The following is a 20367-nucleotide window of genomic DNA, read 5'->3' as shown; positions in this document are numbered from 1 at the left end:
GACCGCCGGATGGCAAGGCCCACGTCGCGGGCACCGCCCGGCCGCAGCCCCACGTCGCGGGCACCGCCCGGCCGCAGCCCGACGGGCCGCCCGACATCGAGGCTGACGGGTGAGGTGGGGAGAGTTGTTGTCGCTGGAACGACAACAACTCTCCCCACCTCCCGCGATAACCCGAGGCGGAGCCGGCGGTGGACCCGCTAGCCTCCGCCGGATGCCTGAAGCACCGTTCCTCATCCGCCCGGCCCGCCCCGACGACGCCCCGGCGGTGGTCGCGCTGCGGAGACTCGTGCTCCCCTTCCTGCTGCGGGGCGTCGCGTCCACCCGGCAACTGATCGCCACACCGCCCCCGGGTCTGCACTGGACCGGCTTCGTGGCCGAGGTCGACGGGCAGATCGTGGGCTGGGTGTGCGCGTCCCGCAACGAGCACACGGCCGAGGCGGTCGGCGAGGTGTCACTGCTGCACGTACACCCTGACCAGCGGCGGCGCGGGATCGGCAGTGCGCTGCTGGCCGAGGCGGAGAGGCACCTCGCCCCGCTCGGTCTGACCCGGTTGCACGGGCGTGCGCTGCCGGAGGCGCTGCCGTTCGCCCGCCGGCACCATTTCACGCCGAGCCGCCAGGAGCACTTCTCGGCCCTGGACCTACACACGTTGCCGCCCATGCCGACGCCTCCCGACGGCGTCCGGCTGGTCCCGCTGGCGGACGTCGACCCGCGCCACGTGCACCGGGTGGACGTACTGGCCAGTGCCGACGAGCCGGGCGACGTCGTGTCCGGCGCGATCGGCTACGCCGACTGGCTCGCCACGACCTGGGACAACGTCGGCCTGGACCGGGAGGCCAGCACCGGGGCCGAGGTCGACGGCGAGCTGGCCGCGATCAGCCTGGTGAAGCGGGACGGTACGCGGATGTGGTCGGATTACACCGGCACGGTGCCGCAGCACCGGGGACGTGGACTGGCCCGGCTGGTCAAGCTGGCTGCGCTACACCGTGCGGCGCAGGACGGGGTCACCACCGCGTACACCGGGAACGATGCGGCGAACGCGCCGATGTTGGCGGTCAACACCCGGCTCGGTTATCGGCAGGTCGCCACCCAGTGGTCCTGCGTACGAGAGCTGTGAACCGTGGCGGAGCCGGATGCGGGGCGGACGGCTCCGGCGCAAATCGGTGGAAGCGTCGGGGACAGCACGCCTACGCTGGCCGGATTCCAGCGGACGTTCCGAGTGAGGTGCATTGATGACGGTCCGAGCAGCGGCGACCGGCTCCGGTCGACCGCCCTTCCCAGGCGCCCTGACCTCATCGAACCCGAGGAGCACCTCCCGTGGACCTGCCACGTATCTTCACCATTCGCGAGAGTAACCATCGCATTCACAACCCGTTCACTCCCGGCAAGCTAGCCGCCCTGGGGCAGGCGCTGCGCCTCGCCCCCGGCACCCGCGTGCTCGACCTCGCCAGCGGTTCGGGCGAGATGCTGTGCACCTGGGCCCGCGACCATCGGATCACCGGGACCGGGGTGGACATCAGCACGGTCTTCACCGGGCAGGCCCGTGCCCGCGCCACTGAACTCGGCGTCGCCGACCGGGTCTCCTTCGTGCACGACGACGCCTCCGGGTACGTCGCGGACGAGCCGGTCGACCTGGTGGCCTGCGTCGGCGCCACCTGGATCGGTGGCGGCGTCACCGGCACCGTCGAGCTGCTGGGCAACAGTCTCCGCCCCGGCGGTCTGATGCTCGTCGGCGAGCCGTACTGGCGTCGGGAGGTGCCGGATCGGGAGACCGCCAGAGCGTGTCTGGCGCAGGACGTGGAGGACTTCCTGCTGCTGCCGGAGCTGGTCCAACGGTTCGGCGACCTCGGGTACGACGTCGTGGAGATGGTGCTGGCCGATCAGGACAGCTGGGACCGTTACCAGGCGGCACAGTGGCTCAACCTTCGCCGCTGGCTCGACGACAACCCCGATGACGAGCTGACCGCCACGGTGCGGGCGGAGCTCACCACCGAGCCTGTCCGCTACACGCGGTACCAGCGTGAGTACCTGGGCTGGGGGGTCTTCGCACTGATGGCCCGCTGAGGCGGGTCCGCAGCGGTCGAGAAGGGGCGGGGTGGCATGGCCGTCCCGCCCCTGCCGGCAGGCGTCAGCCGGTCGCCTGGACGCGCTCGGCGACAGCCAACGTGTCCGCACCGAACAGCACCAGTCGGGCCTCGGTGATCGTCGTCGGGCTGGCCGCGCGCAGCACCGAGAGTGCCTGGCGGACCGCGTCGTCGACCGGCCAGCCGTAGATCCCGGCGGAGATCAGCGGGAAGGCGACGGTGGTCGCGCCCAGGTCGTCGGCGACCGCCAGGCTGTTGGCGTAGCAGGCGCGCAGCAGCGGCGAGCGGTCCTCGGTGTCCGTCCACACCGGGCCGACGGTGTGCACCACCCAGCGGGCCGGCAGGTCACCGGCGGTGGTGGCCACGGCCTGCCCGGTCGGCAGGCCCCGGCCGTACCGGGACGCGCGCAACGCACGGCACTCGGCGAGGATGGCCGGTCCGCCCCGGCGGTGGATGGCGCCGTCGACTCCCCCGCCGCCGAGCAGCGACGAGTTGGCGGCGTTGACGATCGCGTCCACCCGCTCGGCGGTGATGTCCCCCTCGACCAGCGTGACGTCCACCGTCACGCCTCCGTGATGGGTTGGCCGAGCGAGCGGCGGGCCAGCAGGGCCGCACCGGCGACCGCCGCCGGCATCAGCAGGACGGCACCGAGCGGGATCAGGAAGCAGACGAAGACGGCCACGCCGAAGCCGAGCGCGGTGGGGCGGTCCGCCTTCAGCACGGCCCGACGGTCCCGCAGCCCCTTGCCCCGACGATAGAAGGGCGCGCCGACCAGCTCCACGGCGAGCAGCCAGCCGCCGACCGCCGCGCCGATCACCGGTACGACGGTCTGGCCGAGCAGCGGAATGAATCCGGCGGCGAACAGCGGGATGCCGACCAGGACGGCCAGCGCCACCAGCCGGAGCGAGTCGGCGACGCTGCGCCGCAGCGACGACCAGAACGGCACCTCGACCGCGTCGGGGGTGCCGCCGTACCGCTGCTCCACCCGCTCGGAGATCTTCTCGTAGAACGGGTCGCCGATGACCAGCGTGACCGCCGTGAAGGTGAGCACCGTGAGCAGGCCGCCGAGGCCGAGGATCGCCAGGCCCGCGATCACCCGGACCGCGTTGCGTCCGGTCGTCGCCCAGTCGTCGGCGAACGGCGTCACGAATCGGGCCAGGTCGCCGACGAAGTACACCAGCGTGGCGTACACGGCGAGGAAGATCGTCCCGGAGATCAGCGCGGGCACGATGCCGAGCAGCATCAGGCCGGGGCTGCGGACGTACAGGGCGAGACCGCGCAGCAGCAGCGTGGCGCCGCCGACGAACCGGCGGGCGCTGCCCACGGCGGCGCCGGGGATCGCGGATGCGTTCACGTCGCAGAGCCTAGTCACCGCCGCCACATCAACCAGTTGACGGATCGCCGGGATCAACCGGGGCCGTCGCCGAGCATCGCCCGTTGGTCGATCCGCCGCCGGGCCGCCGCCACGACGCTTGAGGGGTACGCGAACACGGCGGCGGGAGGCGGCGGCATGTCGGTCATCGAGGTGACCAGTCTGCACAAGCGGTACGGCGAGACGGTGGCGGTGGCGGACGTCTCCTTCGCCGTGGAGCCCGGAGAGATCTTCGGCGTACTCGGGCCGAACGGCGCCGGCAAGAGCACCACGGTGGAGTGCGTCGCCGGGCTGCGCGTCCCTGACGGGGGCGGGGTGTCGGTCCTCGGGCTCGACCCCCGCCGGGACGGGGCCCGGCTGCGCCAGCAGGTCGGGGTGCAACTCCAGGAGAGCCAACTGCCGGACCGGCTGCGGGTCACGGAGGCGCTGGAGTTGTACGCGTCGTTCTACCGCGAGCCGGACGACCCGGCCCGGCTGATCGACGAACTCGGCCTCGGCGAGAAGCGGCACACCCCGTACGCGAAGCTCTCCGGCGGGCAGAAGCAGCGACTGTCGATCGCGTTGGCCCTGGTCGGCAGGCCCCGGATCGCCATCCTCGACGAGCTGACCACCGGCCTGGACCCGCAGGCCCGGCGGGACACCTGGGGCCTGATCGAACGGGTACGCGACCGGGGCGTGACGATCGTGCTGGTCACCCATTTCATGGCGGAGGCCGAACGGCTCTGCGACCGGGTGGCGGTGATCGACCGGGGCCGGGTGGCGGCGCTGGACACGCCGGCCGGGCTGGTCGCGACGGTGGCACCGGAGCAGCGGGTACGGTTCCGGCCCTCGGCGCCACTGGACGACCGGCTGCTCACCGACCTGCCGCAGGTCAGCGCCGTGACGCGGACCGGCACGCAGGTGCTGGTCAGCGGCACCGGCGACCTGCTGCACGCGGTCACCTCGATACTCGCCCGGCACCGGATCACCGCCGCCGACCTGCGGCTGGAGCAGGCGACGCTCGACGACGCGTTCGTCGAGCTGACCGGGCACCGGCTCACCGACTGAAGGGACGACCATGCATGCCTTCGGCCAGATCCTCAGGACCGAGACCAGGCTCTATCTGCGGGACCTCCCGACTCTCCTGCTCACCGTCCTGCTGCCCACCGGGATCCTGACGGTGCTCGGGCTGGTCCCGTCGTTCCGCGAACCGGACCCGAACCTCGGTGGGCAGTCCTTCCTCACGTACTTCACTCCGTCGCTGCTGGTCGCCTCGGTGGCGATGGTCGGGGTGAACGTACTCCCGTCGGTGCTGGCCACCTACCGTGAGCGCGGCATCCTGCGGCGGTTGGCGACCACCCCGGCCAGCCCGGCGGCGCTGCTGGTCGCCCAGCTCGTCCTCGCCCTCGCCGGGATCCTGGCCAGCGCGGTGCTGCTCGCCCTGGTCGCCCGGTTCGCGTTCGGTTCACCGTTGCCGCAGCATCCGGTGGGGTTCGCCGCCGCCCTGGTCCTGGGTACGGCGGCCCTGCTGGCGTTGGGCCTGGTGATCGCGGCGGTGGCTGGCTCCGGCCGGTCGGCGCAGGCGATGTCGGTGCCGTTGTTCATGGTGGTGATGTTCTTCGGCGGGGTCTACCTGCCCCGGTTCCTGCTGCCCGACGTGCTGGCCGACCTCGGTGCCTATCTGCCGCCCGGGGTGCAGGCCCTGCTGGACGCCTGGACCGGCACCGCACCGGACCCGCTGCACCTGGGGATAATGGCGACGATCGCCCTGACGGCCGGCACCGTCGCGGCTAAACTGTTCCGCTGGCAGTGAGCGGGGGCCGGATGACCAGCAGCAGCGAGACCGGGCATCGGCCGGAGGTCTGGCAGGAGCGGCTCTACCGGGTGCTGCCCTTCGGCGGGCTCGCCGTGGGCACCCTGCTGACCGTTCTCGCACCGACCCCGCACAGTCTCCCGCTCACGATCATCCTGCCCGTCGTCGCAGCCGCCGCCTGCTGGGTCGCCTGGTTCGTCACCCTGCACCCGCACTGGTACGAGCGACGCGGCCCGATGGCCTTCTTCTACGTGGGGCTGCTGGGGTTCGCCACGACGCTGGTGATCGCCAGCCCGTGGTACGGCTTCTTCGCCTGGGTCGGCTTCGTGTACGCGTTCGTCCTGCCGGGCCGCTGGCCGATGGCCGGGGTGGTCGTCACCGCCGCGCTGCTCGGCACGTCGCAGAGCGGCGGGCTGCCGGTGCTCGCCTCGCACTGGTTGGTCTGGCTGGTGATGGTGCTGTTCAACCTGGTGGTCGCCGGGGGCGTGAGCTGGTTCGCCTTCGTGGCCGAACGGGAGGGCGAGAAGCGCAAGCGGCTGGTGGCGGAGCTGACCTCGGCCAACGAACGGCTCGCCGAGACCGTACGGGAGAACGAGGGGCTGCACGCGCAGCTCGTCACGCAGGCGCGGGAGGCCGGTGTGCGGGACGAACGCCAGCGGATGGCCCGGGAGATCCACGACACGCTGGCCCAGGGGCTGACCGGCATCATCACCCAGTTGGAGGCGGCCGAGCAGTCCCGGGACCGCTCCGCCGACTGGCAGCGGCACGTGGACAACGCGCTGGACCTGGCACGGGAGAGTCTGACCGAGGCGCGCCGGTCGGTGCGGGCGGTGCGCCCGGAGCCGCTGGAGACCGCCCGGCTGCCCGACGTACTCGCCGAGCTGGGTGGGCGCTGGTCGGCCCGGCACGGGGTGGCGGCCAGCGTCAGCACCACCGGTACGCCCCGCCCGCTGCATCCGGAGATCGAGGTGACGCTGCTCCGGGCCGCCCAGGAGGCGCTGGCGAACGTGGCCCGGCACGCCGCCGCGTCCCGGGTCGGGCTCACCCTGTCGTACATGTCGGACGTGGTGACGTTGGACGTCCGCGACGACGGGTCGGGGTTCGACGTCGACGGTGGCGCCGTACCGGACCGGGACGGCGGCTACGGCCTGACCGCGATGCGGCAACGGGTGACGCGGGTCGGCGGGCGGCTCGCCGTCGAGTCCGAACCCGGAACCGGCACCGCTGTCTCCGCGTCCGTGCCGGCTCTGCCCGGAGCCGCCGCATGACCGGCCCGGTACGCCTGCTCATCGTCGACGACCACCCGGTGGTGCGGGACGGGCTGCGGGGCATGTTCACCGGCGACCCCGGCTTCGAGGTGCTCGGCGAGGCGGCGGACGGCGCCGAGGCGCTCGCCCTGGCCGAGGCGCTGCGGCCGGACGTGGTGCTGATGGACCTGCGGATGCCGGGCATGGACGGGGTGACCGCGATCAGGCGGCTGGCCGCCTCCGGAAGCCCGGCGAAGGTGCTGGTGCTGACCACCTACGACACCGACGCCGACGTGCTGCCGGCGATCGAGGCGGGTGCCACCGGCTACCTGCTCAAGGACGCACCCCGGGAGGAACTGGTCCGGGCGGTCCGCGCCGCCGCCCGGGGCGAGTCGGTGCTCTCCCCCAGCGTCGCCGGACGGTTGATGGGGCGGCTGCGGTCGCCGCGTACGCCGGCCGAGGAGCCGCTGAGCCAGCGGGAACTCGACGTACTCACGCTGGTGGCCCGAGGTTCGTCGAACCGCGAGGCCGCCGCCCGGCTGTTCATCAGCGAGGCCACCGTCAAGACGCACCTGCTGCACGTGTACGCCAAGCTCGGCGTCAACGACCGGGCGGCGGCGGTGGCCGCCGCGTACGACCGGGGCCTGCTCACCCCCGGCGGGCGGTGACCGGTGCGCGCCGCCCGCCTGATCTCGTTGCTGCTGTTGTTGCAGGCCCGGGAGGTGATGACGGCGGCGGAGCTGGCCCGTGAGCTGGAGGTCTCCGAACGCACCGTCTACCGGGACGTGGTGGCGCTCTCCGCCGCCGGGGTGCCGGTCTATGCCGACCGGGGGCCGACGGGCGGCTACCGGCTGCTCGGCGGCTACCGGACCCGGTTGACCGGGATGACCCGGGACGAGGCGGAGGCCCTCTTCCTGGCCGGACTGCCCGGCCCGGCCGGTGAGATGGGACTCGCCGACGCGGTGGCGGCGGCGGAACTCAAGGTGCTCGCCGCGCTGCCACCGAGCCTGCGCGACGCCCCGGCCCGTACCGGACAGCGGTTCCACCTGGACGTGCCGGGCTGGTACCACCACCGGACCGCACCGCCGACGTGGCTGACCGAGCTGGCCGGAGCGGTCTGGCGGGACCGTGTGGTGACGCTGCGCTACCGGCGTGGGGAGCACGAGGTGACCCGCCGGATCTGCCCGTACGGCCTCGTGCTCAAGAGCGGGACCTGGTATCTCGTCGGCCGGGTCGGCGAGGACGTCCGCACCTACCGGGTGGACCGGGTCACCGCCGTCACGGCGGACGAGGAGACCTTCGACCGGGAACCGGACTTCGACCTGGCGGCGTACTGGCAGCGCCAGGCGGCGGCGTTCCTGCGGAGCATGCTGCGGGCCGAGGTGACGCTCCGGCTGAGCCCGGTCGGTCTGCGCGTGCTCCGGCACCTGGTCGACGCCCCCTTCGGGTACGACGAGGCGGTCGCCGCCGCCGACGGACCCGACGACCAGGGCTGGTCGACGATCCGGCTGCCCGTCGAGTCCGTCGATGTGGCCTACGCCCAACTGCTCGGGCTCGGGCCGGAGGTGGAGGTCTGCGACCCGCCCGAGTTGCGGGCCCGACTGGCCGAGGCGGCGGCCCGGACGGTCGCCCTCTACGCCACAGGCCGTCAGTCGCCCACCGATGGGGAGAGCGGCCGGCGGTGAAGGACAGCGGGCCGTGAGCCGCCGACCGGCGCGCACGGCCGGTCGGCGGAGGACGGTCAGCGGTAGCCGGTGACGTCGGCGGGACGGCCGGCGTCGACCACCTCGCTGATGTATCGGAAGGCGTCCGGCTGGCTGCCGTCGACGTCGGTGAAGCCGTACACCTGGGCCAGCTCACCGGCGGAGACCGACCGGCCGTTCCAGCGGTGCCGGTCGGAGTCGGTGGCGAGTGCGGCGACCGCCCGGCCGACGAAGGCGGGTGTCTCGGAGATGAGGAAGTGCGGGTCGGTGGCGGCACCGTCGCGCCAGTTCTCCTCGGTGACGCCGAAGTGCTCCAGCATCGCCTCCGACCGCAGCCACCCCGGGCTGAGCGCGACGGCCGTGCCGCCGTACTCCTTCAGCTCGTGCGCCCAGATGAAGGCGAGCCGGTTGACCGAGGTCTTGGCCAGGTCGTAGAAGACCGACAACCGGTAGTTGTCGTCGTTGTACGCCTTCGTGCCGTCGCCGATCTCCACGACCAGCCCACCCGGGCTGCGGGTCAGCAGCGCCAACGCGAAGTGGCTGGTGACCACGTGGGTCTCCACCGCCAGCCGCAGCGTCCGGAAACCGGCGTCGAGCGGCTGCTCCCAGACCGGCTTCTCCCAGGTGATCAGCGGGTCGGCGCCCCACACGTCGTTGACCAGCACGTCGAGTCGGCCCTGCTCGGCGTCGATCCGCTCGACCAGGGCCCGCACCTCGTCCGGTACCAGATGATCGGTGCGGACCGCGATCCCGGTGCCCCCGGCGGCGGTCACCAGCTCGGCGGTCTCCTCGATGGTCTCCGGCCGGTTCAGCTCGGAGCGCGCCGCCCGGCTGCTGCGCCCGGTGGCGTACACGGTGGCGCCGGCCGCGCCGAGCTGCACCGCGATCTGCCGGCCGGCTCCCCGGGTGGCCCCGGCGACCAGCGCCACCCTTCCCGTCAACGATGTCGTCATGACGGTCACGTTGCCAGGGATACCTGACAACCGACGTCAGCTTTGCCGACCACATCCCGCCGGTTCTTCGCGACGAGCCGGACCTGGCGGTGCCGCCGTCAACGGTCCTGCCGTCAGCCCTGCCGGCGGCGTCCGCCGGGCCGGGCACGGGCGGAGAAGGCCGCCGCTCCGGTGCGTGTCCCGCCGACCGGGGCCGCACCGGCTCGGGCCGACTGCGACCGCCCGCCCTGGGAACGACCGGAACCGGCCTGCGCCCCCTGGGCCCGGCCCGCACCGGTCTGGGTTTCCGAGGACCGGCCCAGGCTGGTCTGCGCGCCACGTGACCGACCGGTGCCCGCCTGGCTGCCATGGGACCGGCCGGTGCCGGGCTGTGCCGTCTGGGATCGGGCCCCACCGCTCTTGGCCGGTGCCGACGTGCCGCCGCGACGGCCGCCCCGGTTCGACCGTGGCTCGCGTGCCGACTCGGCGGACTCCACCGGCAGGGCGACCAGCGTCCGCTCCCCCGGGGCGATCTCGCGCAACAGCGCGTCACCCGGACGCAGCCGGGTGGTGGTCGCCCGGATGCCCGCCTTGCGGGTCAACTCCCGCACCTCGGACGCCTGCTGGTCGGTCATCAACGTGACGACGGTGCCGGCAGCGCCCGCCCGGGCGGTACGCCCCGACCGGTGCAGGTATGCCTTGTGCTCGGCGGGCGGGTCGGCGTGCACCACGAGGGCCACGTCGTCGATGTGGATGCCCCGGGCGGCGATGTCGGTGGCGACGAGCGTCTGCACCTCACCGTCGGAGAACGCCTGGAGATTGCGGGCCCGCGCCCCCTGGGCCAGGTTGCCGTGCAGCTCCACGGACTTCACCCCGGCGGCGACCAGTCGACGGGTGAGCGTCTTGGCTCCCCGCTTGGTCCGGGTGAACACCACGCTGCGCCCCGGCGTGGCGACCAGGTCCACCAGCACGGCGAACCGCTCGTCGGCGAGCACGTGCAGCACGTGGTGCGTCATCGCGGTGACCGGGGACTGCGCCGAGTCGACACTGTGCGTGATCGGGTCGGTGAGGAACCGGCGGACGAGCACGTCCACACCGGCGTCCAGGGTGGCGGAGAAGAGCAGGCGCTGACCGTCGCGTGGGGTCTGGTCCATCAACCGTCGCACGGTGGGCAGGAAGCCGAGGTCGGCCATGTGGTCGGCCTCGTCGAGCACGGTGATCTCGACCGCGTCCAGGTGTGCGTGGCCCGAGTCGACGTGATCGGCGAGGCGGCCCGGACAGGCCACCACGACGTCGACCCCGGCACGCAGCCCCTTGATCTGCGGGCCGGCGGCCACGCCGCCGAAGACGGTCATCGTGCGCAGCGACAGCGCCTGCGCCAGCGGCGCCATCACGGCGTCGATCTGGGAGGCCAGCTCACGGGTGGGCGCGAGGATCAGCGCCCGGGGACGCCCGGCCCGACGGGGCGCGGGAGTGGCCGCCAGACGGGTCAGCACCGCCAGCACGAAGGCGTAGGTCTTGCCCGAACCGGTGCGGCCACGGCCGAGCACGTCGCGCCCGGCGATCGCGTCGGGCAGCGTCGCCGCCTGGATCGGGAAGGGCCGGTCCACCCCGGTGACGGCGAGGACGCGGGTGAGCGCCTCGGGCACGCCGAGGTCGGCGAAGGTCGAAGTGGTCGAGGAGGTGTTCTGCTGCTGTGGGCGGCGTGCCGCCATGAATGCTCCGAACGTCGAAGAAAGATCCCCGCCCGGCGCTGACCGCTAGTTGGCCGCGGCGCGTGGCCTGGGACATCGAACCGGCCCGCCAGGACAGGGCCGCACGGTCAGTCTACCCCCTGCCGCCCGTCGACGTGTGGGAGCACGATCTGCTCAGGTCGCGACGTCCTGCCACTTGCGCTGGCCGTCCATCCACGCTCCGGCCAGGATTTCCGCCGACCGCAGGCCAGGACAGGGAATGATCTTCGACCCGCCGGCGCCGCCGCCGGCCCGGGCCTCGACCTCCCACGACTCGCCGTCGGTGCGGATGAACACGTCGCGACGACCACGCACGGTGCGGTCGCCGTTCCACCAGTGACGCTCGGTTCTCACCCACAGACCGTACAGCAGAAATCGCCGCGAAAGATGAGATGATCTTGTAACCTGTCGCGACGATCGGGTAAAGGATGCCGAGTCGGCCCAGCGTGCACCGGCTAACGGCTAGTCGGCGAGGAGGATGCGGACCCGGCGGCTGGCCCGACCCTCGCTCTCGACCATGACCACCCGAACCTGGCCGATCTGTGCCATCGACGCCACGTGGGGCCTTCGGGCCCCCAGGTCACCCGTTCAGGAACTCGGAGATCCGTCCGCGCAGATCGGCGCGGTCCGTCCACAGCACGCCGGGGCGGGCGTACCGGTGCAGGGTGGCATTCGGCAACACGGCGGCGATTTCCTCGGCCACCTCCACCGGGTGCAGGTCGTCGCCCTCGGCGGCGATCACCAGGGCCGGTGTGGTCACCGCCGCCAGCGCCGTGGCGTCCGGCACCGGCACCTGCCCCGGCAGGTCGGCCAGTCCGGCGGCGAGTCCGTCGCGGAGCAGGTGGTCCAGCCGCTGCCGCAGGTACGCCCAGCCGGCCGGAGTGTTGCGGACGGCCGGCGGCATCTCGGCCGAGACCACCTCGGCCACCGCCGAGGCGTCCCCGACCTCCACCGCCGCGAGCAGCTCGGTCAGCCGGGCGTGGGCCAGCGGCCCCCGGGGCCGGTCCAGCGCGGCGGGCAGGAAGAAGACCAACCGGTCGAAGCGGTCCGGGCTCTCCACCAGCAGGCGGCACAGCGCGCCCGCGCCGAGACTGACCCCGAGGGCGCGGGTCGCCGCGCTGAGATCGGCGACGGCGCGCAGGTCACGGGCGAGGTCGAGATAGCTCCACGGGCCGTCCGGCGCGTCCGAGCGACCGTGGCCACGGAACTGGAAGAAGACCTTGCGCCCGTTCACCCCGCTGCCGAACGGGCGGGTGGTGGCGATGCCGCTGCCGAACCCGTGCGCGAACACGGTCACCGGGTCACCGACGCCGGTGACCAGCCGCTCCAGGCGTACGCCGTGCGGGGTATCGAGCAGTTCGGTCTCCGGGTCCGGCAGCGGCGGGCGACCGGTACGCGGTGCGCCGGGCCCCGGCCCGCAGGTGCGTGGTCCGCCGTCCGGTGGTGGTGGCCAGCGGAAGGCCCTCACCAGGATCCTCTACCGTTGCCCAGTTCACGCAGGCCGACGCGCACGTCGAGCAGGTAGATGAGGGCGGCGGCGACACCGATCAGCCCGAAGATGCTCAGCGTGCTGCGGGTCAGCAGGGTCAGCAGGGTGGTGACCGCCAGGATCGCGATCCACCCGCCCTTCGGCAGGGTGCCGATTGCGGGGAAGGCGTCGGAGCGCTGGGTGACGGAGTGCACGAGTGCCACCCCCTGCACGACCAGTGCGAACACGAACAGGATCAGTTCGATCACGTAGCGGACGTCGAAGACGAAGATCGGCGCGGCGTTGGCCATGACGGCAAGCTTATGCTGGCGACCCCGGTTCCGTCCGACAGGACGGTGACCGGGGTCGCCGTGGTCTATGCGTCTGTCGTCGTCACTCGGCGGCGGGGCGGGTCCGCTTCGTGGCCCGGGGCAGCTTCGCCGACGGCGTGGTCCGCTTGACGGCCGGCTGTCCGGTGCCCGCCTTGGCCCGGGTGGCCTTCTTGGCGACGGCCGGCTTGGCCTCCACGATCTCGGCGACCTCGGCCGGGCTGGGCACCTCGGCCTTCTTGCGCCGCGTCACCGGCGCGGCGTCCGGCGTGATCGCGGTGGGCTCCACCGTGGCCTCGGTGGCGTCGATGTCGGCGTTCACCGTCTCGGCGGCCTCCACCACGCCCGCACCGACGACCCGCTCACCGTGCGCGACCAGCGCGCCGTACGCGGCCAGCGCCCGCTCCTGGGCGGCGTGGGCACCGGCGACGACCACGGCGGCGTTGCGGGTCGCCAGCTCCCGCAGCCGGTCGAGGTCGGTGGCCTCGCGCAGCTTCTGCACGTCGGCGGCCTCGCGCAGCTTCGCCGGGTCGGCGACCTCGCGCAGCCGGTGGAGGTCGGCGACCGGAGTGGCCTTCTGTCGCAGCGACTCGGCGGTCTGGTTGGCGTTGCGCAGCGCGTCGTTGGCCTTCTGCCGCAGCTCGAACCCGGCGACGACAGCCTTGCCGCCGAGGTCGCTCACGACCCGGCCACCGTCGGTGGCAACCCGGTCACGCAGCTCGCCGACCACCGTCGGCAGTCGGCGCAACTGCTTCAGGGCGAGGTCGCCGGCACCGGCGGCGGCGTAGAGCGGGGCGGGAATGCGGTCGGTCTTCGGCTGGGTCATGACGTCTCCTCCTGAGCCGCGTCGGCGGCCTTGCTGACGACCGTGCGGGCGGTCTTCTTGGCTGGGGTGCGGGTCGGCGCGGGGGCCTGACCGGCCTCCGTCACGGCGACCGATTCGAGGACGGCCTCGGTCGGCGAGCCCTCGGCGGTGGTGGGGCCGGTGGCGGCCAGGTTCGCCAGGTCGGGCGAGGTGAGGTCGGGACCGTCGTTCGCGGCGTTCGGCCCGGTGGACACGTCGGTGTCGGCGGTGCCCTCCCGTGCGGCGTCCGCTGCGGCGGTGGCATCGGCGAGCCGGGCGTTCTCCCGGCGGAACGTCTCGTAGATCTGGGTCAGGGACTGCTTCTGGGCCATGGTCAGGTCCTGGTCGACCGCGATGGCCGCCAGCACGCCCTGGCCCTCCTTGTCGTCGAGGAGCCCGGCGCGCAGGTACATCGCCGGGGTGGAGACCCGCAGGGCGCTCGCGAGCTGCTGGAGCACCTCGGCGCTCGGGCGGCGCAGACCCCGCTCTATCTGGCTCAGGTAGGGGTTGCTGACCCCGGCCTGCTCGGCGAGCTGCCGCAGCGAGATCTTCGCGTTCCGCCGCAGGTCACGTATGAACCCGCCGACGTCGGGAAGGTCCTTGGAAGTGGCCATGACCTCACGCTATCCGTCCCTGCTAGCTGCTGCAAGCAAAACGCTAGCCCGAGTTAGCAAGGTCTCAACGGGCAGGTGACCGCCGGTCGCACCGTCCCGCCGCGTGCAGGTTTGCGCCCACACGCGGCCGGTCGTACCGTCTCGCCGTGACCAAGATCGAAGTGAATGGCGCACGGTTGGCGTACGACGAGACGGGCTCCGGATCACCGGTCGTCCTGCTGCACGCCGGCATCGCGGACCGCCGGATGTGGCACGCGCAACTCGACGCGCTCGCCGTCCGGCACCGGGTGATCGCCGTCGACCTGCGTGGCTATGGCGAGTCCGAGTTGCCGGGCACCGCCTTCGCCCACCACCACGACGTGGCCGGCCTGCTCGACGCGCTCGACCTGCCCCGGGCCGCCCTGGTCGGCTGCTCGTTCGGCGGTGCGGTGGCGATCGACACCGCACTGGCATACCCGGCACGGGTCGGCGCACTCGCCCTGCTCGGCACCGCCGTCTCCGGCCACGAGTGGTCCGAGCAGACGAACGACCTGTGGGAAAGCCTGGTCGGCGAAGTGGACCCGGAGGACTTGGCCGCCACCGCCGCCGGTGAGGTGCGGTTCTGGGTGGTGGGCCCGGAACGGGACCCGTCGGACGTCGACCCGCACCTGCTGGCGTTCGCCACCGCCATGGACGAACGCGCACTCGCGGCCGAACTGGCGCTCAGCGCGGTGGACATCGCCGAACTGGATCCGCCGGCCACCGGGCGACTCGGCGAGCTGACCATGCCCGTACTGGTCATGGCGGGCGCGGCGGACGTACCCGACATCCGGCATCTGGCCGACCGCATCGCGGCGGAGGCCCCACACGCGGTCCGGCTGCCCGACGTCCCGGACGCCGCCCACCTGCTGCCCCTGGAGCGGCCGACCCCGGTCAACGCCGCCCTGCTCGACTTCCTGCCTTCGCCGTAAGGGTTTGGTGTAAGGAAGGGCCCCCTGCTAACGCCTGCGGTAGAGCACGGGTCCCCTCCTAACATCCACCCCACACATCCACCCCACATCCACCCGGCAGCGGTCGACGGCCGTTGCCGGGGAGCGGGCGTCACCAGAGCGGACGGACGGCACCGACGGGCAGGCCACCACCGAAGATCGGCACCTCGGCGAACTCCGTCAGCACCGGCGCGTCGACACCGAGCCGACGCAGCGCGGAGACCAGCACCGGCATCCGAGGACGACCAGCACCGTCGTCGATCTTCAAGGCAACAGCACCGACGCCGGGCAGCGCCGTCGCGATCACGCCCTCCGCGCCCACCTTCGCCAGCAGCCCCGGTACGCCCCGCATCAGCCGGGTGTCGTCGGCCTCCGTACCGCCGACGATCTCCGGGTGCCCGCGCATGGCGTCGGCCACCGTACGCGACGCCGTGCCCTCCTCCGCCGTCACCAGCCGCAGGTACGCCCCGGCCAGCCCGGTCAGCGACGCCGACAGCACCGGCGCGCCGCAGCCGTCCACCCCGACCGCCACGGCCCGCTCGCCGGTCGACTCCTCGACCGCGTCGCGTACCCGCTGCTGGAGCGGGTGCTCCGGACGCCAGTACCCGTCCACCGGCCATCCGGCGGCCCGGCAGGTCAGCACCATCCCGGCGTGCTTGCCGGAACAGTTCATCTGGAGCCGGGTGGGACCGCCGCCGGCCCGCAGCACCGCCTCGCGGGCCTGCTCACCGACCGGCAGGTCCGGCGGGCAGTGCAGCGCGTCCTCGTCCAGACCGGCGGTGGCGAGCAGCCCGGCCACCCGGGCCAGGTGGAACTCCTCCCCCGCGTGGCTGGCCGACACCAGAGCCAGGTCGGCCGACTCGGTCAGCGGCAACCCGGCGCCGATCATCCCGACCGTCTGCATCGGTTTGCTGGCGGAACGCGGGAAGATCGGCGAGGTCACGTCACCTGCGGCGGCGACCACCGCGCCATCGGCGTCGAGCACCACCACCGACCCCCGGTGTACGCCCTCCACGAACCCGGACCGGACCACCTCGGCGAGGGCCACGCCGCCCTCGTACGTCTCTCCCACAACGTGGACGCTACCCACGATGCGGGCAGGGCCGACACCGGGGTGAGCAGGTACGCCACCTCCGGGTGTACAGCAACGGTGGGGAGTCTCCCCCTTACATACCGAGCATCTCGCGCGCCTCGGCGGTGGTCATCGGCGGACGCTGCGCGAGCTGGGCGAACCCGACCGCGCGGGCGACGAGCTGCATGTTGGACTCCACCGGCCGCCCCTTGGCGTACGTGACCGTGTCCTCCATGCCGACCCGTAGGTGACCACCGGCCGACAGACTGGCGAGCAGCACCGGAATGCTGGTACGGCCGACGCCGGTCGCCGAGAACGTGGTCCCCTCGGGCAGGTCCCGCAGCATCTGCTGCGCCGCCACCAGGGTCGCCGTGGTGCCCGGCATCCCGCCCGGCACCCCCATCACGAAGTCGACGTGCACATGACCGCCGTGCGGCAGCCCGTACCGGCCGAGCAGCCGCTGCAACGCGGTCAGGTGGCCGAGGTCGAAGATCTCGTACTCGGGCACGACGCCCCGCTCCTGCATCCGGGTGTGCAGGTCGACGATGAACTCCCAGCGGTTGAGGAACACGTCGTCGCCGAAGTTGACCGTGCCCATGGTGCACGAGGCCATGTCCGGTCCCGCCTCCAGCACGGCCAGCCGGTCGGACTCCGGGTCGGTGACCGCCCCGCCGGTGGAGAGCTGCACGATCAGGTCGGTGCTCTCCCGCAGCGCCGCCACGGTCTCCCGCAGCCGTCCCTGGTCCAGCGTCGGGCGCGCCTGGCCGTCGCGGATGTGGACGTGGATCACGGAGGCGCCCAGTGCCTCGCACTCCTTGGCGGTGAGCAGCAGCTCGTCCAGGGTCACCGGCAGCGCCGGCACCTCCGTCTTGGCCGACTCCGCGCCGGTGGGGGCAACCGTGATCAACGTCGCTGTCGTCATGCCGGCGATCCTAGAACCCCCGGCCCGACCTCCGGCGCAGGCAGGTGCCGTCAGCGCGAGCGGGGAGCCGCTGGAAGCAGGCAGGTGCCGTCAGCGCGAGCCGGGAGCAGGTGTTAGCAGGGGACCCCTGCTATACCGCAGGCGTTAATAAGGTGCCCTTCCTTACTCCGGGTCGATGGCGGCGGTGCTCTCGCCGACCCGGAGCGTGGCGTCGTCGGCGACCGAGCGCTTCACCACGGCCAGCGCGATCTGGCCCTGCTCGTGGTGGTGCACGGCGGTGCCGACGAAGCCGACCGTCCGGTCGCCCAGCGTGATCGGGGTACCGGCGGCCGGGAGCTGGTCGGTCATCACCCCGTCGAGGTGCAGCAGGACCAGCCGACGCGGCGGGCGCCCCATGTTGTGCACCCGGGCGACCGTCTCCTGCCCCCGGTAGCAGCCCTTGTCCAGGTGTACGGCGGGGGCGATCAGGTCCACCTCGGCGGGGATGGTCCGGTGATCGGTGTCGACGCCGACCCGGGCCCGGTGGGCGGCGACCCGCACCGCCTCGTACGCCCACAGGCCGGCGGGCCGCACACCGCCGTCGCGCAGCCGGTTCACCACCTGCTCCATCGAGGCCCGGGGCACCAGCAGGTCCACCCCGAGCGGCACCCGACGGGCCCATCCGCCGCCGGGCAGCGGCTTGACGTCGTACCGGGCGCTCGGGCGGGCGGGCAGTTCACCGGCGCGGAACTTGGCACCCGGTACGTCGAGCACCTCGGGCTCGGCGAGCGGCGGCACGTCCAGCAGGGCCACCGCGTCGGGTGTCTTCGGCCCGACCAGTGACAGCAGCGCGTACTCGGCGGTGGCGTCGCGGGGCTCGACCCGGCTGAAGAAGCGCATCTTCTCCAGGTAACCCAGCAGGCTCCCGGTGGCGCCGGGCTCGGTGTCCAGCCAGGTGGTGTCGCCGTCCTCGGTCACCATGGCGTGCTGCTCGACGTGCCCGTGCGGGGAGAGCACCAGCAACTCGGTGCCCTGCCAGGGGCCGAGCTGCGCCAGGTGCTGGGTGGTGAGGGTGTGCAGCCAGGAGATCCGCTCCGCGCCCGGCACCGCGACGACGCCCCGGTGCGAGCGGTCCACCAGGCCGACCTCGGTGTCGAGCAGCCGCTGCTCACGCATCGGGTCGCCGTAGTGCGCGGCCACCGACCGTACGCCGGCTGCCGCGTGCGCCGGCTCCGGCTGGTCCCGGCTGGCCTCGTCGATGCTCTCCACGGCCACCGCACCCGCGATGTCGATCATTTCTGGTCCCCGTCCCCGTCTCCGCACCGCTCGCACACGCCGAAGAAGGAGACGTGGCCGATGTCGACCCGGAAGCCCCGCTCGGTCGCCAACTGGTCGGCCAGCGGGCGCAACAGCTCGGGTTCCATCTCGTCGATCGCGCCGCACTCCCGGCAGACCAGGTGGACGTGCTGGTCCTCCCCGGCGGCGTGGTAGGTCGGCGAACCGTGCGACAGATGGGTGTGGGTGACCAGGCCGAGCCGCTCCAGCAGCTCCAGCGTGCGATAGATGGTGGTGATGTTGACACCGGCGGCGACCTCGCGGACCGCCGTGTGCACCTGCTCCGGGGTGGCGTGCCCCAGGTCCAGCACCGCCTGCAGGATCAGCTGCCGCTGCGCCGTCAGCCGCAGCCCACGGGCGCGGAGCAGTTCCGCCAGGGAGGATTCGGACACCCTCCGATCATAGTTCGGCGGTACGCGTACCTGCGGGTGCGGGCGTCGGCACTACGCTCGGCCCCATGGTGGCGTCGCGGATCGGCGTACTGGGACAGGGCCTGCGACCGCCCGGCGAGCCGCTGCTGCGCGGCGACGATCTCGGGGTCCTGCACGGCGACGGACTGTTCGAGACCATGCATCTGCGCGGCGGTCGGCCGTGGCTACGGCAGGAGCACCTGGCCCGGATGCGGGCCGGCGCGGCCTCCGTCGAGCTGCCCCTGCCTCCCGACGCCGAGCTGGTCGCGCTGCTGGACGACGTCGCCGCCGGTTGGCCGACCGAGGTCGAGGGCGCGCTCCGGCTGGTCTGCACCCGCGGCCCCGAGGGCGGCGGAGGACCCACCGTGTACGCCACCCTCGCCGAGGTGCCGGCGACGGCGCGGCAGGCCCGCCGGGACGGGGTACGGGTGGCCACCCTCCCGCTGGGCGTCCCCGCGCAGGCCCGCCCCGAGCTCGACTGGCTCCCCGCCGGCCTCAAGTCGACCTCGTACCGGGCGAGCACCGCCGCCCGCCGTTGGGCGGCCCGGACCGGCGTCGACGACGTGCTCTGGGTCTCCTCCGACGGGTACGTGCTGGAGGGGCCGACCGCCAACGTGGTCTGGCTGGACGGGGACGTCCTCTGCACGGTGCCGGCCCGCCGGACCGGCATCCTGCCCGGCACCACCGTCGCGTGGCTGCTGGCGCACGCCGCCGAGCTGGGCTGCACGGCCGACGAACGGATGGTCACGCCGGCCGGGCTGCGGACCGCCGACGGCGTCTGGCTCACCTCGTCCGTACGCGGCGCGGTGGCGGTCCGCAGTCTCGACGGCACGCCGCTGCCGGCCGGTACGCGTACCGGGGCGGTGCAGGAACTGCTCGGTTTCCCGCTGCCCTGACGGCTGTCGCCGCAAGCCGACCACCCGACGGCCGACCGCCGGATGCCGGACGGCTCAGCCGGCCACCCGGATCAGGCGTGCCGACAGGTGCGGCGTGAGCGGCTGACCGACCGCCGCCATGTCCTGCGCGTAGAGCAGCGCTCCCTCGACGATGCCGAAGAGCCGGTGCCCGGCGGTCACCTCCTTGGCCGTGGAGGTCCGCACCACCGCGTCGGTGACGAACTCGATCTGCGTACCCTTGCGCCGCCCGACGTGCAGCTCCATCACGCCGGTGGGGACGGTCAGCAGCGCCTCCAGCTCGTCGGTGACCCGGTCACCGTCGAGCACCGGACGCCACCAGCCGACCTCACGCCCGGCCGGGCGCACCGGCTGGCTCTGCTCGTCGAGGATCCACGCCCGCGACTCGTAGTGCAGGAACGGTCGGCCGTCGTGGCTGATCCGGATCTCCTGGGCGAAGTCGAAGTCCTCGATGGTGGGGAAACCGCCCCGGCCGCGTCCCCGCCAGACACCGACGTACGGCAGCAGCCCGTCCAGGCTCGGGTGCAGCTTCGGCCCGACCCGCAGGTCGTGGCTCTCCTCGAAGGGGTACGGCTCGACCGGCGGCGCGTTCAGCCACGGCGGCGGTGCCAGCGGATTGTCGTCCGACGCGCTCACTGTGCCTCTTTCG

23 protein-coding genes are annotated in these 20367 nt (G+C 73.0%); 9 read left to right on the top strand and 14 right to left on the bottom strand.

The window, feature by feature from the left end; genetic code table 11:
- Positions 1-211: 211 nt before the first annotated feature.
- Positions 212-1117, top strand: coding sequence for a GNAT family N-acetyltransferase (locus ABZ738_RS01510; RefSeq protein ID WP_131051536.1), 906 nt, complete (start codon positions 212-214; stop codon positions 1115-1117).
- 200 nt (positions 1118-1317) lie between these two features.
- A complete protein-coding gene (locus tag ABZ738_RS01505) occupies positions 1318-2064 on the top strand; it encodes a class I SAM-dependent methyltransferase (RefSeq protein WP_131051535.1) in 747 nt (248 codons plus the stop codon).
- Positions 2065-2128: 64 nt separating this feature from the next.
- On the opposite strand, the gene ABZ738_RS01500 is transcribed toward ABZ738_RS01505, so the two are convergent.
- The gene (locus tag ABZ738_RS01500) at positions 2129-2644 is read right to left on the bottom strand and encodes an O-acetyl-ADP-ribose deacetylase (RefSeq protein ID WP_131051546.1); all 516 of its coding nucleotides are present in this window, start codon (positions 2642-2644) and stop codon (positions 2129-2131) included.
- A gap of 2 nt (positions 2645-2646) precedes the next feature.
- Positions 2647-3438 carry an EI24 domain-containing protein gene (locus tag ABZ738_RS01495; RefSeq protein ID WP_131051534.1) on the bottom strand — a complete coding sequence of 264 codons (792 nt, stop codon included), beginning with the start codon at positions 3436-3438 and terminating at the stop codon, positions 2647-2649.
- 156 nt (positions 3439-3594) lie between these two features.
- Here ABZ738_RS01495 and ABZ738_RS01490 point away from each other — a divergent pair, with 156 nt between their 5' ends.
- The 5 genes from ABZ738_RS01490 to ABZ738_RS01470 are packed head-to-tail and all read left to right on the top strand — an operon-like array spanning position 3595 to position 8180.
- Positions 3595-4503: an ABC transporter ATP-binding protein gene (locus ABZ738_RS01490; protein ID WP_131051533.1), complete on the top strand. Its 909-nt coding sequence runs from the start codon at positions 3595-3597 to the stop codon at positions 4501-4503.
- A 10-nt stretch (positions 4504-4513) separates the two neighbouring features.
- Positions 4514-5248 (top strand): ABC transporter permease, encoded by a 735-nt coding sequence (locus ABZ738_RS01485; protein ID WP_131051532.1) that lies wholly within the window; start codon positions 4514-4516, stop codon positions 5246-5248.
- An 11-nt stretch (positions 5249-5259) separates the two neighbouring features.
- Positions 5260-6516 carry a sensor histidine kinase gene (locus ABZ738_RS01480; RefSeq protein ID WP_131051531.1) on the top strand — a complete coding sequence of 419 codons (1257 nt, stop codon included), beginning with the start codon at positions 5260-5262 and terminating at the stop codon, positions 6514-6516.
- Complete coding sequence (locus ABZ738_RS01475) at positions 6513-7163, top strand: response regulator transcription factor (RefSeq protein WP_131051530.1); 651 nt, start codon at positions 6513-6515, stop codon at positions 7161-7163. Before ABZ738_RS01480 ends, ABZ738_RS01475 begins: the two co-directional genes overlap by 4 nt.
- Positions 7164-7166: 3 nt before the next feature.
- Positions 7167-8180, top strand: coding sequence for a WYL domain-containing protein (locus ABZ738_RS01470; RefSeq protein ID WP_131051529.1), 1014 nt, complete (start codon positions 7167-7169; stop codon positions 8178-8180).
- A 56-nt stretch (positions 8181-8236) separates the two neighbouring features.
- Here the strand turns inward: ABZ738_RS01470 and ABZ738_RS01465 are convergent, their stop codons facing one another.
- The 7 genes from ABZ738_RS01465 to ABZ738_RS01435 all read right to left on the bottom strand — a co-directional run bounded on the left by ABZ738_RS01465 (position 8237) and on the right by ABZ738_RS01435 (position 14118).
- On the bottom strand, positions 8237-9151 hold the full coding sequence (locus ABZ738_RS01465; RefSeq protein ID WP_131051528.1) for an SDR family oxidoreductase: 915 nt from the start codon (positions 9149-9151) through the stop codon (positions 8237-8239).
- Positions 9152-9264: 113 nt separating this feature from the next.
- Entirely contained in the window at positions 9265-10845 is a 1581-nt protein-coding gene (locus tag ABZ738_RS01460; protein ID WP_131051527.1) for a DEAD/DEAH box helicase, read from the bottom strand.
- Between the two features lie 153 nt (positions 10846-10998).
- The gene (locus tag ABZ738_RS01455; protein ID WP_117229133.1) at positions 10999-11217 is read right to left on the bottom strand and encodes a hypothetical protein; all 219 of its coding nucleotides are present in this window, start codon (positions 11215-11217) and stop codon (positions 10999-11001) included.
- Positions 11218-11443: 226 nt separating this feature from the next.
- Positions 11444-12331, bottom strand: a complete 888-nt coding sequence (locus ABZ738_RS01450) for an alpha/beta hydrolase (protein WP_131051526.1) — start codon at positions 12329-12331, stop codon at positions 11444-11446.
- Complete coding sequence (locus tag ABZ738_RS01445) at positions 12328-12642, bottom strand: DUF2516 family protein (protein WP_131051525.1); 315 nt, start codon at positions 12640-12642, stop codon at positions 12328-12330. Before ABZ738_RS01445 ends, ABZ738_RS01450 begins: the two co-directional genes overlap by 4 nt.
- An 82-nt stretch (positions 12643-12724) precedes the next feature.
- Positions 12725-13486, bottom strand: a complete 762-nt coding sequence (locus tag ABZ738_RS01440; protein WP_131051524.1) for a hypothetical protein — start codon at positions 13484-13486, stop codon at positions 12725-12727.
- Positions 13483-14118, bottom strand: coding sequence for a helix-turn-helix transcriptional regulator (locus ABZ738_RS01435; RefSeq protein WP_131051523.1), 636 nt, complete (start codon positions 14116-14118; stop codon positions 13483-13485). Before ABZ738_RS01435 ends, ABZ738_RS01440 begins: the two co-directional genes overlap by 4 nt.
- 146 nt (positions 14119-14264) lie before the next feature.
- Here ABZ738_RS01435 and ABZ738_RS01430 point away from each other — a divergent pair, with 146 nt between their 5' ends.
- Entirely contained in the window at positions 14265-15068 is an 804-nt protein-coding gene (locus ABZ738_RS01430; RefSeq protein WP_131051522.1) for an alpha/beta hydrolase, read from the top strand.
- A 130-nt stretch (positions 15069-15198) separates the two neighbouring features.
- Here the strand turns inward: ABZ738_RS01430 and ABZ738_RS01425 are convergent, their stop codons facing one another.
- The 4 genes from ABZ738_RS01425 to ABZ738_RS01410 all read right to left on the bottom strand — a co-directional run bounded on the left by ABZ738_RS01425 (position 15199) and on the right by ABZ738_RS01410 (position 18786).
- A complete protein-coding gene (locus ABZ738_RS01425) occupies positions 15199-16179 on the bottom strand; it encodes an asparaginase (protein WP_131051521.1) in 981 nt (326 codons plus the stop codon).
- Positions 16180-16252: 73 nt separating this feature from the next.
- Positions 16253-17080: a 3-keto-5-aminohexanoate cleavage protein gene (locus ABZ738_RS01420; RefSeq protein ID WP_357210282.1), complete on the bottom strand. Its 828-nt coding sequence runs from the start codon at positions 17078-17080 to the stop codon at positions 16253-16255.
- 162 nt (positions 17081-17242) lie between these two features.
- Complete coding sequence (locus tag ABZ738_RS01415) at positions 17243-18355, bottom strand: folate-binding protein (protein ID WP_357210279.1); 1113 nt, start codon at positions 18353-18355, stop codon at positions 17243-17245.
- Positions 18352-18786: a Fur family transcriptional regulator gene (locus tag ABZ738_RS01410; RefSeq protein WP_131051518.1), complete on the bottom strand. Its 435-nt coding sequence runs from the start codon at positions 18784-18786 to the stop codon at positions 18352-18354. Before ABZ738_RS01410 ends, ABZ738_RS01415 begins: the two co-directional genes overlap by 4 nt.
- A gap of 65 nt (positions 18787-18851) precedes the next feature.
- Here ABZ738_RS01410 and ABZ738_RS01405 point away from each other — a divergent pair, with 65 nt between their 5' ends.
- Positions 18852-19700: an aminotransferase class IV gene (locus ABZ738_RS01405; protein ID WP_176095349.1), complete on the top strand. Its 849-nt coding sequence runs from the start codon at positions 18852-18854 to the stop codon at positions 19698-19700.
- 54 nt (positions 19701-19754) lie between these two features.
- On the opposite strand, the gene ABZ738_RS01400 is transcribed toward ABZ738_RS01405, so the two are convergent.
- On the bottom strand, positions 19755-20354 hold the full coding sequence (locus ABZ738_RS01400) for an FABP family protein (protein WP_131051516.1): 600 nt from the start codon (positions 20352-20354) through the stop codon (positions 19755-19757).
- Positions 20355-20367 lie beyond the last annotated feature (13 nt).

The organism is Micromonospora sp. NPDC047793 (genome assembly GCF_040642635.1).
Lineage (GTDB): Bacteria > Actinomycetota > Actinomycetes > Mycobacteriales > Micromonosporaceae > Micromonospora.
This window is presented reverse-complemented; position numbering and strand designations above follow the sequence as displayed.

Bases quoted from the DNA above. Each gene is read 5' to 3' on its own strand.
- ABZ738_RS01480 (WP_131051531.1), top strand. From the start codon at position 5,260: ATGACCAGCAGCAGCGAGACCGGGCATCGGCCGGAGGTCTGGCAGGAG.
- ABZ738_RS01490 (WP_131051533.1), top strand. From the start codon at position 3,595: ATGTCGGTCATCGAGGTGACCAGTCTGCACAAGCGGTACGGCGAGACG.
- ABZ738_RS01475 (WP_131051530.1), top strand. From the start codon at position 6,513: ATGACCGGCCCGGTACGCCTGCTCATCGTCGACGACCACCCGGTGGTG.
- ABZ738_RS01415 (WP_357210279.1), bottom strand. From the start codon at position 18,355: ATGATCGACATCGCGGGTGCGGTGGCCGTGGAGAGCATCGACGAGGCC.
- ABZ738_RS01440 (WP_131051524.1), bottom strand. From the start codon at position 13,486: ATGACCCAGCCGAAGACCGACCGCATTCCCGCCCCGCTCTACGCCGCC.
- ABZ738_RS01465 (WP_131051528.1), bottom strand. From the start codon at position 9,151: ATGACGACATCGTTGACGGGAAGGGTGGCGCTGGTCGCCGGGGCCACC.
- ABZ738_RS01510 (WP_131051536.1), top strand. From the start codon at position 212: ATGCCTGAAGCACCGTTCCTCATCCGCCCGGCCCGCCCCGACGACGCC.
- ABZ738_RS01435 (WP_131051523.1), bottom strand. From the start codon at position 14,118: ATGGCCACTTCCAAGGACCTTCCCGACGTCGGCGGGTTCATACGTGAC.
- ABZ738_RS01445 (WP_131051525.1), bottom strand. From the start codon at position 12,642: ATGGCCAACGCCGCGCCGATCTTCGTCTTCGACGTCCGCTACGTGATC.
- ABZ738_RS01420 (WP_357210282.1), bottom strand. From the start codon at position 17,080: ATGACGACAGCGACGTTGATCACGGTTGCCCCCACCGGCGCGGAGTCG.
- ABZ738_RS01405 (WP_176095349.1), top strand. From the start codon at position 18,852: ATGGTGGCGTCGCGGATCGGCGTACTGGGACAGGGCCTGCGACCGCCC.
- ABZ738_RS01460 (WP_131051527.1), bottom strand. From the start codon at position 10,845: ATGGCGGCACGCCGCCCACAGCAGCAGAACACCTCCTCGACCACTTCG.
- ABZ738_RS01485 (WP_131051532.1), top strand. From the start codon at position 4,514: ATGCATGCCTTCGGCCAGATCCTCAGGACCGAGACCAGGCTCTATCTG.